Origin of the sequence: Hoeflea sp. CAU 1731 (assembly GCF_039888615.1) — a bacterium.
GTDB lineage: Bacteria > Pseudomonadota > Alphaproteobacteria > Rhizobiales > Rhizobiaceae > Flavimaribacter.
Map to the genome: position 1 here is coordinate 71190 of NZ_JBDQQS010000012.1, position 12375 is coordinate 83564.

The following is a 12375-nucleotide window of genomic DNA, read 5'->3' on the forward strand; positions in this document are numbered from 1 at the left end:
GTTGTGCGATGCGGCATGAATCGGCCGCGATTCCTCAGCCGGCGAGCCCCTTCTTTCGCAGCATCGCTTCCGCGTCGGGCATCTTGCCCCGAAAAGCGAGATAGGCGTCCTGTGGGTCGATGCTTCCGCCCTTCGAAAGAATAGTGTCGCGCAGCTTTGCCGCTGTCGCCGGATCGAAGACGTCGCCGGTTTCCTCGAAGGCGCTGAACGCGTCTGCGTCAAGAACTTCCGACCATATGTAGGAATAGTAGCCCGCCGAATAACCGCCGGAGAATACATGCAGGAAATGCGGCGTGCGGTGGCGCATGACGATTGCTTCCGGCAGGCCGATCTCCGCAAGTTTTTCGCTTTCGAACGCAGCCGGATCCTCTGATGGATCCCCGGTGTGAAACGCCATGTCGACGATCGCCGAAGAGGTGTATTCCAGCGCGGCGAAGCCGGCGTTGAAATCGCGCGCCTCCAGCATCTTGTCGAGCAGTTGCTGCGGCATTGGCTCGCCGGTGTCGACGTGGACGGCGTACTCACCCAGAATCAGGGGTGTCGTCAGCCAGTGTTCAAAAAGCTGGGAGGGCAGTTCGACGAAGTCGCGCGACACCGACGTGCCGGAAACCGAGGGATAGACGACGTCGGACAGCAGTCCGTGCAGGGCATGGCCGAATTCGTGGAACAGCGTGCGCGCGTCGTCCAGCGAGATCAGCGCAGGCCGGCCCTTCGGCGGTTTTGCGAAATTCATCACATTGTATATGATCGGGATCTGCCCGCCATCGAGCTTGTGCTGGCTTTGGAAGGCGCTCATCCATGCGCCGGAACGCTTGCTGGAGCGTGCGAAATAGTCGGCGAGGAACAGACCGATCAGCGAACCCTCTGCGTCGCGAATTTCGAAGACACGCACATCCGGGTGATAGGCCTCGATGTCGACGCGCTCCACCGCCGCTATTCCAAAAAGCCGGTGCGCGACGTCGAAACAGGCGGCGATGATTTTTTCCAGCTGGAGATAGGGCTTGAGTTCGGCTTCGGAAAAACTGAAGTCGCGGTCCCTGATCTTTTCCGAGTAGAAGCGCCAGTCCCAGGGCGCGACCAGATGGTTCTTGCCTTCCTCGGCGATCATGCCGGCGATTGCGTCTTCTTCCCTGCGCGCCCGCAACAGGGCTTTGTCCCAGACCTTCATCAAAAGTCCGTTTACCGCGTCCGGCGTCTTGGCCATGGTGTCGTCGAGCTTGAGGGCGGCGAAGTTCTCGTAGCCAAGAAGCGCGGCTTTTTCCGCGCGCAACTCCAATGTCTTGCCGACGAGCGCAAAATTGTCCCGCTCGGCGTTGTTCTCGCCGCGCGAAATCCAGGCCGTAAAGGCTGATTCGCGCAGGTCGCGTCGTTCGGAAAACGTCAGGAAAGGCTCGATGATCGAACGCGAAAGGGTCACGGCATAGCCTGAATCGAATCCCTTTTCGGACGCGGCTTCCGCCATGGCGTCGCGCAGGAAGTCCGGCAGTCCCGCCAGATCGTCTTCGCCGTCGAGTGCCAGATACCAGTCTTTTTCGTCGCGCAGAACATTCTGACCGAAGCGCGCGGACAGGCCCGCCAGTTCCTCGTCGATCGCCGCCAGTCGTTTCTGGTTCTCGTCATCGAGATTTGCGCCGGACCGCACGAAGCCTTTCCAGTGCCGTTCCAGCACCCGCGTCTGTTCGGTGTCGAGACCGAGCGTCTCGCGCTTTTGCCAAAGATCGTCGATCCGCGAAAACAGTTTCCGGTTCATGGCGATCGCGGAATAGTGGCGGGACATGCGGGGCGCGATGTCTCGCTCCAGTTCCTGGATCATATCGTTGGAGCCCGTTCCCGCCCGGTTCCAGAACAGCGCCGAGCAGCGCGAAAGATCCGTTCCGGCCAGTTCGAGCGCCGTCACCGTGTTGTCGAATGTCGGCGCGTCCGGATTGTCGGCAATCGCCTCGATTTCAGACATGTGGGATTTCAGCGCGGCGTCGAAACCGTCGGCGAAGTCGCTGTCCCCGATTTTCGAGAACTCGGGGAGACCGTGCGGGCCATTCCAGTGGAAGAGGTGGTCGTTGACGCTCATGGACAATGCCTCGCTCGGGTTGGACTCCGGCGATGTAGGCAATGCCCGCAATAGATGCAAGGGCCGGGTTACAATGTGTTACATCGTCAACCCGGCCCCTCTGATCAGGATTCGCGGTCGCGGGAGGCGAGCGTGCGCAGGCGCAGCGCGTTGAGCTTGATAAAGCCGGCTGCGTCCTTCTGGTCGTAGGCGCCCTGGTCGTCCTCGAAGGTGACGAGCTGGTCGGAATAGAGCGTTTTCGCCGATTCGCGGCCGGTAACGATGACATTGCCCTTGTAGAGCTTGAGGCGAACCTTGCCTTCGACGCTTTCCTGCGAGAGGTCGATGGCGGCCTGCAACATGCTCCGCTCGGGCGAGAACCAGAATCCGTTGTAGATGAGCTCCGCGTAACGCGGCATCAGTTCGTCTTTCAGATGCGCTGCGCCGCGATCAAGCGTGATCGATTCGATCGCCCGGTGGGCCGTCAGAAGAATTGTGCCTCCCGGCGTTTCGTAGACGCCGCGCGATTTCATGCCGACGAAGCGGTTCTCGACGAGATCAAGGCGGCCAATGCCGTTGTCGCGGCCATAGTCGTTGAGCTTGGCGAACAGCGTCGCGGGAGACAGTTTCTCGCCGTTCAGGGCAATCGGGTCCCCCCCGGAAAATTCGATCTCGATCTCGGTCGCCCTGTCCGGTGCTTCTTCCGGAGAGATGGTGCGCTGGTAGACATAGGCAGGGGGCTCATCCCACGGGTCTTCCAGCACTTTTCCCTCGGAGGAGGAGTGCAGCATGTTGGCGTCGACCGAGAAGGGCGCTTCGCCGCGTTTGTCCTTCGGGATCGGGATCTGGTATTTCTCCGCGAATTCGATCAGGTCGGTCCGCGACTTGAAGCTCCAGTCGCGCCACGGCGCGATTATCTTGATGTCGGGGTTCAGCGCATAGGCCGAGAGTTCGAACCGCACCTGGTCGTTGCCCTTGCCAGTTGCGCCATGGGCGATCGCGTCGGCCCCGGTCTCCTCGGCGATCTCGATCAGGCGTTTCGAGATCAGCGGCCGGGCGATGGAGGTGCCGAGCAGATAGACGCCTTCATACACGGTGTTGGCGCGAAACATCGGAAAGACGAAATCGGAGATGAACTCCTCGCGCACGTCCTCGATATAGATTTCGCGGATGCCCATCATCTCGGCCTTCTTGCGCGCCGGCTCCAGTTCGTCGCCCTGACCGAGATCGGCAGTGAAGGTGACGACTTCCGCATTCATTTCCGTCTGGAGCCATTTCAGGATGATGGATGTGTCGAGTCCTCCCGAATAGGCGAGAACCACTTTCTTGACGTTTTTGAGAGCGCTCATGGTTTTCCGTATTTTTCCAACGTGTGGCGGCCTGAGGCCGCTCTTGCAAATGCGGCGGCACTTTAGTCCGAAAACTTCGCGTTACAAGTGGGCATTTGGCTGCTATTCAGCGCGCGGTCGTTATCCGAATGCAGCGAGACCCCTCGAACATGCCTTTCGTTCCCGATATTCCCGTCCTTCTGGCCTTTGCGCTCGCCTCGGTGATCCTGGCGATCACGCCGGGGCCGGACATGACGCTGTTCCTTGGCCGGGCGCTCAGCGACGGTCGCGCGGCGGGCATCGCCTGCATCGCCGGAACGCTGGCCGGGGTGTGCGTCCACACGCTTCTTGTGGCGCTCGGCATATCGGCGCTGGTCGTGGCCTCGCCCACGGCTTTCCTTCTGTTGAAGACCGGCGGCGCCGCCTATCTGTTCTGGTTGGCCGTGCAGGCGATCCGCTACGGGTCGACCTTCAGGACCGAGGCCGGCAATCCGAAGGAACGAACCTTCTTTCAGCACTGGCTGCACGGGCTTACCGTCAATCTGCTCAACCCGAAGATCATCATCTTCTTCATGACCTTCCTGCCGCAATTCGTGTCCGCCGGCGATCCGCACATCACCGGCAAGCTGATCTTTCTCGGCCTGATGTTCAACGTGATTTCGCTGCCGATGGTCATCACCATGGTGCTGGTGGCCGACAGGCTTGCCGCATGGTTGAAATCCAGCCGGCGCATCACCCGGACGATCGACTACGTCTTTGCCGGCGTGTTCTCGCTCTTCGCCGTCAGGATTCTTCTGACGGAGGCGCGGTAATTCAAATCTGCTCTTTCGGCGGTAGCCAGCTGCCGGCCCGGCTGCCTGCAAACAGCCAGTAGGTTAACCCGCCGATCATGCCGGAAACCGCGATCATCACCAGTGTGTTGACAGAACGGTCGGTTGCGCCGGTCATGGCGGCGCCGGCGAAGGGCACGATCAGTGCGATAATGCCGCCGGCGAGCGTATAAAACAGCCAGTCGCGTTTGCGGGTGATTTCGGCGAACAGGATGACGGCCATCGCCGGAATGAAGGCGACATAGCCGGCGAAAGCCGCAGCCACCAGGAACCCGACGATCAGGCCGATGCTCCAAGGCGAATTTGCCAAATGGCTCGCTTCCTGCGGTGTGATGATCTGCGTGAGAAAGCCCATTGCGACGGCCGACGCGATGGTCGCCAGAATGAAGCCAAGCGTGATAGCGCACAGCCGCAGGAAAAAGACCAGAAACCGATCCAAATCAGGCCTCGCCGTGCCCGGCGATCATCATCGCTTCGAGCGCGAGCCGTTCCGATTTGCGCAAGCGCTCCGATTCGGATTTGAGTTGGCCGCAGGCGGCGAGGATGTCGCGTCCGCGCGGCGTGCGAATGGGGGAGGCGTAACCGGCGTGGTTGACGAAATCCGCGAACTTTTCGATCTGCTCCCAGGAGGAGCACTCGTAAGCGCTGCCCGGCCACGGATTGAAAGGAATGAGGTTGATCTTCGCCGGAACCCCCTTGAGCAGACGCACAAGCTCCTTTGCGTCGGCCATCGAATCGTTGACGCCTTTCAGCATGACGTATTCGAAGGTAATGCGCCGCGCGTTGGAAAGCCCCTTGTAATCGCGGCAGGCCTTCATCAGCTCCGCGAGAGGGTATTTCTTGTTGATCGGCACGAGTTCGTTGCGAAGATCGTCGCGAACTGCATGCAACGATATCGCCAGCATGACGCCGATTTCCTCGCCGGTGCGATAGATTTCCGGTACGACGCCGGAGGTGGAAAGCGTGATGCGCCGGCGCGACAGCGACAGGCCTTCATTGTCCGAGGCGATCAGCAGCGCCCTCTTCACGTTCTCGAAATTGTAGAGCGGCTCGCCCATGCCCATCATCACGATATTGGACACCTTGCGGCCCTCTGAAGGCACGATGGCGCCGGCCGGCGTGTCTCGAGCGGGAAAATCGCCAAGTCTGTCGCGGGCCAGAAGCAGTTGCGAAAGGATTTCTTCTGAAGTCAGGTTGCGCACCAGCTTCTGGGTGCCCGTATGGCAGAACGAGCAGGTGAGCGTGCAGCCAACCTGCGAGGAGATGCAAAGCGTTCCCCTGCCTTCCTCCGGAATATAGACGGTTTCGATCTCGACGGGTCGCCCGGCGCCGCGCGGCGGAAAACGCAGCAGCCATTTACGGGTGCCGTCGGTGGAGATCTGTTCGTCGACGATTTCGGGCCGGGCGATCGTGAAGCTCGATTTCAGCGCCGCGCGCAGATCCTTGGAGACATTGTGCATGTCGTCGAAATCGCTGGCGCCGCGCACATAGAGCCAATGCCAGAGCTGCTGGGCGCGCATGCGCACCTGCCGTTCCTTCACACCGGCGTCGGCCAGGGCCGCGCCGAGCTCCTCGCGCGACATGCCGATCAGCGAGGGACGGTTGTCATTGACATGCGAGGGCGTCGTTTGCGGCGACAGGGAGTCGCGCTGGCCGGTATCTCTCAGGTCGATGGACAGGGGCATGAGCCGGATCTTTCAAAGGAAATTTGTGCGATGCCCCTCAGGGCGCGCAATTTCCCCCAAAATACGGCGTTTCGACGCCATATCAAGGCGCAGCCGTCAATTAAACGGCTGCAAAGCCGGTCGACCGGACGATCAGTTGCAGTTCTGGATCTCGCTGAGCGCTGCGGTAACGCCGGAAAGCGAGAACGTGTAGCTCGTGTTGGTGCCGCGCTGCGACGTCGCCTTGACCGTCATGGACGAGCCGGCGCGCATTGCGGAGACGAGCGCCGGTTCTTCAGCGGCGTTCTCGACCCAGGCCGAATCATCTTTGGAGAACATCGTGAAGCTACGGCCGTCTACGCTGACATCGACCTTGGATCCATCCCTGAGCTGGTAGCCCATCATGGCCTGGGGTTCGTAGGAGATGTTCTGGCCAGGACGCTGCGACACCAGGAAAAAGATGTCGCCGTGATCGACATTCGTCGGCTCCTTGCGGGTGGGAAGCGACAGGATGTAACAAACCTTGCCGTTCGCCGAATTGTAGGAATAGGCGCCCCAGGCATTGAATTGTTTGATGCGCGTCGGCGATTGGGCCGAGGCGACGCCTGTCACCGCAATTATAAGGATCAGAGCTGTCACGAACTTCTTCAAAACCATAATCAACCTACCGGACTGTTCTGCTTTCACGGGCACGGACTGCCTTGACCATGCTGGTTTGGCAACATTTTGTCTCAATTTGTGCAAATTTGGGTTACCAAACAGTCAACACTGTTTCGGATTTCGCTGATTTTGTAAAATTCTGCAACCCTGCGGTTATGCGGGCGATCAGCATATTCTCCAGTACCGGGAGAGTGCATCGGCCGCGAGCGGCCGATTTCGCTCAAGACTGAACCGTTTCTGTGTCTTCCAGCGCGCGGCGCGCAGCGGCGTAGTGCGCTGGAGTTATGTGCGCGCGGATCGCGGCGATCGCGGCGCCCAGCACGGCGATGTCGTCTGAGAAGCCCACAAGCGCAAGGAAATCCGGCAATGTGTCCATCGGAAACACGAAATAGGCGAGCGCGGCGAGCAGAATGCCGCGCACACGCGTCGGCGTGTTGCTGTCGAGCGCGCAATAATAGGCGGCCGCCACGTCTTCCATGAATGGAACCTGGCGCGCAGCGCGTTTCAGCGTTCTCCAGAAGCCTTTGCGCACCGTCTGGGTGCGTTCGCGACGGGTGTCGTCGTCGCCAGGCTCCAATATTTCTCCGATCTTGACCGTATCCATTGTCTCGTCTTTCGCGTCGGAACAAATATGGGACGTCAACGCGCAATGTTCAAATTTGTTGCGGTCGGCGTCTATCCCTGGCCGGCGAAGCGATCCATGGCGCGCGCCAGTCGAAAATCGAATTCGGACAGGCCGTTGCAGTCATGGGTGGTGAGCGTTACGTCGACACGGTTGTAGACGTTGAACCATTCGGGATGGTGGTTCAATTTTTCCGCCGCCAGCGCCGCGCGCGTCATGAATCCGAAAGCTTCATTGAATGTCTTGAAACGGAATGTCTTTTCAATGGCCTTGCGATCGCTCCTCAGCGTCCAGCCCGCAATATCATTCATGCCGGTATCGATTGCGTCGGCGTCGAGAGCGGTAATCGGCATATGATGCGCTTTCCTGCTTTCGACTTAGCGATATCCTTGCGCGGCGTAGCGATGCGCGTCGGCCGATGCCGCCGTATCGCTGAACAGCGGATAGGCTTCCTCGGTCACATAGGGGCCGCCGCCGACCGAGTTGCGCGACGACATCAGCACGAAGCGGGACACCGGAAACGGATCCGTCTGGAAATTTCCGCGTTCCGAAAGATATTTCACGACGTCATCGACCCGGACGTTGCGTGTGCGCGCCACGGTGACATGCGGGGAGAACTTGCGTGGATCGGGCCGCAGACCCAGGCGCTGACAGATCCTTTCGAGTTCCGCCTGCAGGGCCATCAGGTCCGGAGACGGCGATACGCCGGCCCAGACCGAATGCGGTTTCTTGTTGCCGAAAGCGCCCATTCCCAACAGCGACAGGGTGAATTCCGGCCGATGGACCCGGTCGAGCGCGTGGACGAGTTCGTCCGCAACATGCCCTTCTATGTCGCCGATAAAACGCAGGGTGAGGTGGTAGTTTTCTACATCGATCCATCGGGCCCCGTACATGCCTCCGCGAAGAAGCGAGAGACTGAGAGCCGCCGATGGCGGAATTTCGAGGGCTATGAACAATCGCGGCATAAGAGCCTCCCCGAATCGTATGTGTATCTTCAGCGAATCATGTGTCGGGCTCAAGAGCAAGCCCCTGAATGAGATTCCAGTCGCTTTTCCGGTCAACAATCTCGAGAAAAACGCCAGCGATTCGCATGATTTGGCGTTACTGTTTGGTGGCCGAGCCGGATGCCAGGCGCTCCAGAAGTTGCTCCGCATAGGGCAGAAAACGCGTCACCATGATGTCGATTCCTTCAGGATTCGGGTGCATGCCGTCGCCGATATCGAGCCCTTCCTCGGCGGCGACGCCATCGAGAAAGAACGGGTAGAGGATCAGGTCGTACTTTTCAGCCAGTTCCGGATAGATGTCGTTGAAGAGATCCGCGTAGGCGTCTCCCATATTGGGCGGCGCGAGCATGCCGACGAGCAGAACCTCGACCCCGCGACCCTTGAGCGCGGCAATCATGGCGTCGAGATTTTCCCGGGTTTTTTCCGGGCTGATTCCGCGAAGCGCGTCATTCGCGCCAAGTTCCAGTATCACCGCGTCGGCGTCCTCCGGGACGGACCAGTCGAGGCGTGAGAGCCCGCCGCTGGTCGTGTCGCCTGAAACCCCGGCGTTGGCGATCGTCACCTCGTTGCCAGTGGCGACAAGCGCGTCCTCCAGCTTGACCGGAAAGGCGTCCGCCGGCGCCAGCTGGTATCCCGCCATCAGGCTATCGCCGAAGCCGACAATGTTCACCGGCTCCGCCCGAACGGGCATTCCAGAGATTGCCACAAGAGCGCCCGCTGCAAGTAAAATCCGTGCGACAGCTTTAATTTTCATCCCGAGGTCCCTAAATGCCTTTGCAGTCCGAACTGAAATCTGTCTTTCCGCCCAATATAGTGAGCCTGCGACGTGACGACACCCATCATCGAGCTGAAAAAGGCCGATCTCACTCTGGGCGACGGGGCGTCGTCCGTACATGTTCTTAAAAATATGGCGCTTCAGGTGATGCCCGGCGAGTCCGTTGGCATCGTCGGCCCATCTGGTTCCGGCAAGTCGACCTTGCTGATGGTGCTGGCGGGTCTGGAGCGCATCGATTCCGGTGAGATCGTCGTCGCCGGCCGGCCGATCCACGCCATGAGCGAGGACCAGGTGGCCGATTTTCGCGGCCGCAATATCGGCATCGTATTCCAGTCGTTTCACCTTATTCCCAATATGACCGCGCTTGAAAATGTCGCGGTGCCGCTGGAACTCGCCGGTCGCGCAGACGCCTTTGACGTCGCGCGCGCGGAGCTCGCCTCCGTCGGTCTCTCCGAACGCCTGACGCACTATCCGGGTGAACTTTCCGGCGGAGAACAACAAAGGGTGGCGATCGCCCGCGCGCTTGCGCCGTCTCCCGCAATGCTGATCGCGGACGAGCCGACTGGCAATCTCGACACGGAAACCGGCCGCCAGATCGCCGATCTGCTGTTCTCGAAGCAGAGCGAGAGAAACATGACCCTGCTTCTGGTCACCCACGACCCGGTACTGGCGGAGCGTTGCTCGCGTCAGGTGCGGATGCGGTCCGGCGAGATCATCGACCACGGCCAGGCCGACGCAATCCGGGCGGCGATGGCGTGACGCCGCCTCCGGCCATATCCTTCCTGACGAGCCTGCGCCTGGCGATTCGCCTCGCGTTGCGGGAAATGCGCGGCGGACTGTCCGGATTCTATATTTTCATCGCCTGCATCGCGCTCGGCACCGCCGCCATCGCCGGCGTCAATTCCATTTCGCAGTCGATCACCGCCGCCATCAACGAAGAGGGCCGTACTATCCTCGGCGGCGATATTCGCTTCGAACTGCAGAACCGGCCGGCGTCGGACCAGGAGCGAGCTCATCTTGAGCAACTGGGCGTGATGACGTCGACGGCGGGCCTGCGCTCCATGGCGAGACTTCCCGACGGCTCCGACCAGACGCTCGTCGAGGTCAAGGCGGTCGAGGCGAACTACCCCCTTTATGGCGCTCTCGAAACCACGCCGCAGCTTTCCAGCGGCGACCTCCTTGATCCGGTCGACGGACGTTACGGCGTCGCCGTCGCGCCGTTGCTGCTCGACCGTCTGGGACTTGCCAGGGGCGACCAGTTGCTGCTTGGAAACGCTACCTTCGACATCCGCGCTACGATCGATCTGGAGCCGGACGCCTTTTCGGACGGCTTTGGTTTTGCGCCGCGACTGATGCTCTCGCAAGACGGCCTTGACGCGGCGGGCCTCATCCGCACCGGCAGTCTCGTGGAATATGGCTACAAGATCAGTCTCGGCGACGCTGCAACCGAAGCCGATATCGAAGCCGCGCGCATTGCGACGGAAAGCGCCTTTCCCGAGGCCGGGTGGTCCGTGCGCAGTCGCAGCAACGCAGCGCCGTCCCTGACGGCGAATATCGTCCGGTTTTCCCAGTTTCTGACGCTGGTGGGCCTGACCGCGCTGATCGTCGGCGGCGTCGGCGTCGCCAATGCTGTCCGGGCTTATCTCGACGCCAAGCGGGGCGTGATTGCGACCTTCAAATGTCTTGGCGCTTCGGGCGAGTTCGTCTTTTCTGTTTACCTCATCCAAATGCTCATGGTGGCCTCGATCGGCATCGTGATCGGACTGGTGCTCGGCGCGCTCATGCCGATTGCCGCGCAGGCGTTCCTCTCCGGCATTCTGCCCGTTTCGTCGGATGTAACGCTCTATCCCGGTGCGCTGCTTCTGGCGGCGCTCTTCGGCGTGATGACCGCGCTGGCCTTCGCGCTATTGCCGCTCGGACGCGCTCGCAGCGTTCCGGCCACGGCGCTTTTCCGTGAGCAGGGCTTCGATGCATCCGGGTTGCCGGCCCGCCGTTATATTATCGCCGCCCTCCTGCTGGTGCTGATGATCGCGGGCCTTGCGATCTACACGTCCTATGACCGTTTCATAGCCACCGTCTTCATGGGCGGCATCGTCTTCGCCTTCATTCTCCTGCGCCTCGTGTCGACGCTGATCGAAATGCTTGCGCGAAGGGCGCCAAGCGTCCGCTCCACCCCGCTCCGGCTGGCGATCGGCAATATCCATCGTCCCGGCGCGCTGACGCCTTCCGTCGTCCTGTCGCTCGGCCTCGGCCTTGCGCTGCTCGTCACGCTGGCGTTGATCGATGGTAATCTGCGCCGCGAGATCGGCGGCGCGCTGCCTGAACAGGCGCCGAATTTCTTTTTCGTCGACATCCAGAGTTCGGAAGTCGATGCATTCACGACGCTTGTCGAGCAGGAAGCGCCCGAGGGCCAACTCTCCAAAGTGCCGATGCTGCGCGGTCGTATTGTCGCGTTCGACGGTGTCGACGTGCGCGAGATGGAGGTGCCGCCTGGCGGAGAATGGGTGCTTCGGGGAGACCGCGGCGTGACCTATTCCGACATGGTGCCGGAAAACTCCGTTTTGACAGCCGGCGAATGGTGGCCGGAGAACTATAGCGGCGAACCGCTTGTCTCCTTTTCAGCCGAAGAGGCGGGTGAACTGGGCGTCGGCGTCGGCGACGCCGTAACCGTGAACGTGCTGGGACGGAACATCACGGCGCGGATAGCAAGCCTGCGCGAACTGGAATGGGAATCGCTATCCATCAATTTCGTGATGGTTTTTTCGCCCAATACCTTCGCCGGCGCGCCGCATGCGTGGCTGGCGACCCTCAACGATCCCGAGGCTGCGCCCGCCGACGAGAGCCGTATTTTGCGCGCCGTGACCAATGCGTTCCCCACGGTTACGTCTGTTCGGGTCAAGGACGCTCTTGATGTGATCAACCGGTTGATGGGGCAACTCGCCGCCGCCATCCGCGCCGCCGCCGGCGTCGCGCTCGTCACGTCTGTGCTGGTGCTTGCCGGCGCGCTGGCGGCCGGAAACAGGGCGCGCGCGCATGACGCGGTCGTTCTCAAGACCTTGGGCGCCACGCGGCGCACGCTGATCAGGGCGTTTTCCTACGAATACATGCTGATCGGGCTCGCAACGGCGATTTTCGCGCTCGTCGCCGGCGGCATTGCCGCCTGGTTCATCGTCGCCCGGATCATGACCCTGCGATCGGAATTTTTACCGGATGTGGTTGTCGCAACCATCCTGATCGCGCTGGTCATGACGGTCGGGATCGGTCTCATCGGCACCTGGCGTGTGCTCGGACAGAAGGCGGCGCCGGTTCTGCGCAATCTTTGACAGCTCATAATGCTTGCCTCGCAGGCATTTACCGGCTGTTTGCGATAGTAATGAAAGAATCGTGATTTCGCCGCTAGGGCCTTGTAGTTGGGCGCCGGATTCATCATATTGCTGTCAACTGT

Annotated in this window: 12 protein-coding genes; 3 read left to right on the forward strand and 9 right to left on the reverse strand. The window is 60.8% G+C overall.

Annotated elements, in window-relative coordinates:
• Positions 1–34: 34 nt before the first annotated feature.
• Positions 35–2068: a M3 family metallopeptidase gene (locus AAFN47_RS19110; RefSeq protein WP_499810846.1), complete on the reverse strand. Its 2034-nt coding sequence runs from the start codon at positions 2066–2068 to the stop codon at positions 35–37.
• Positions 2069–2172: 104 nt separating this feature from the next.
• Positions 2173–3396 (reverse strand): argininosuccinate synthase, encoded by a 1224-nt coding sequence (locus tag AAFN47_RS19115; RefSeq protein ID WP_499810847.1) that lies wholly within the window; start codon positions 3394–3396, stop codon positions 2173–2175.
• A gap of 149 nt (positions 3397–3545) precedes the next feature.
• Here AAFN47_RS19115 and AAFN47_RS19120 point away from each other — a divergent pair, with 149 nt between their 5' ends.
• Positions 3546–4187 (forward strand): LysE family translocator, encoded by a 642-nt coding sequence (locus tag AAFN47_RS19120; protein ID WP_499810848.1) that lies wholly within the window; start codon positions 3546–3548, stop codon positions 4185–4187.
• Position 4188: 1 nt separating this feature from the next.
• Here the strand turns inward: AAFN47_RS19120 and AAFN47_RS19125 are convergent, their stop codons facing one another.
• From AAFN47_RS19125 to AAFN47_RS19155, 7 genes are all read right to left on the reverse strand, one after another.
• Positions 4189–4644: a hypothetical protein gene (locus tag AAFN47_RS19125; protein WP_499810849.1), complete on the reverse strand. Its 456-nt coding sequence runs from the start codon at positions 4642–4644 to the stop codon at positions 4189–4191.
• A 1-nt stretch (position 4645) separates the two neighbouring features.
• On the reverse strand, positions 4646–5890 hold the full coding sequence (rlmN, locus tag AAFN47_RS19130) for a dual-specificity RNA methyltransferase RlmN (RefSeq protein WP_499810850.1): 1245 nt from the start codon (positions 5888–5890) through the stop codon (positions 4646–4648).
• A 132-nt stretch (positions 5891–6022) separates the two neighbouring features.
• Complete coding sequence (locus AAFN47_RS19135; protein ID WP_499810851.1) at positions 6023–6526, reverse strand: invasion associated locus B family protein; 504 nt, start codon at positions 6524–6526, stop codon at positions 6023–6025.
• A gap of 223 nt (positions 6527–6749) precedes the next feature.
• On the reverse strand, positions 6750–7133 hold the full coding sequence (locus AAFN47_RS19140; protein WP_499810852.1) for a YkvA family protein: 384 nt from the start codon (positions 7131–7133) through the stop codon (positions 6750–6752).
• A gap of 71 nt (positions 7134–7204) precedes the next feature.
• Positions 7205–7504, reverse strand: coding sequence for a 4a-hydroxytetrahydrobiopterin dehydratase (locus tag AAFN47_RS19145; protein ID WP_499810853.1), 300 nt, complete (start codon positions 7502–7504; stop codon positions 7205–7207).
• A gap of 24 nt (positions 7505–7528) precedes the next feature.
• Positions 7529–8116, reverse strand: a complete 588-nt coding sequence (gene thpR / locus AAFN47_RS19150; RefSeq protein WP_499810854.1) for an RNA 2',3'-cyclic phosphodiesterase — start codon at positions 8114–8116, stop codon at positions 7529–7531.
• Between the two features lie 136 nt (positions 8117–8252).
• Complete coding sequence (locus tag AAFN47_RS19155; RefSeq protein ID WP_499810855.1) at positions 8253–8909, reverse strand: arylesterase; 657 nt, start codon at positions 8907–8909, stop codon at positions 8253–8255.
• Positions 8910–8981: 72 nt separating this feature from the next.
• Here AAFN47_RS19155 and AAFN47_RS19160 point away from each other — a divergent pair, with 72 nt between their 5' ends.
• Positions 8982–9689: an ABC transporter ATP-binding protein gene (locus AAFN47_RS19160; protein WP_499810856.1), complete on the forward strand. Its 708-nt coding sequence runs from the start codon at positions 8982–8984 to the stop codon at positions 9687–9689.
• Positions 9690–9754: 65 nt separating this feature from the next.
• Complete coding sequence (locus AAFN47_RS19165) at positions 9755–12253, forward strand: ABC transporter permease (protein ID WP_499810938.1); 2499 nt, start codon at positions 9755–9757, stop codon at positions 12251–12253.
• Positions 12254–12375: the final 122 nt, after the last annotated feature.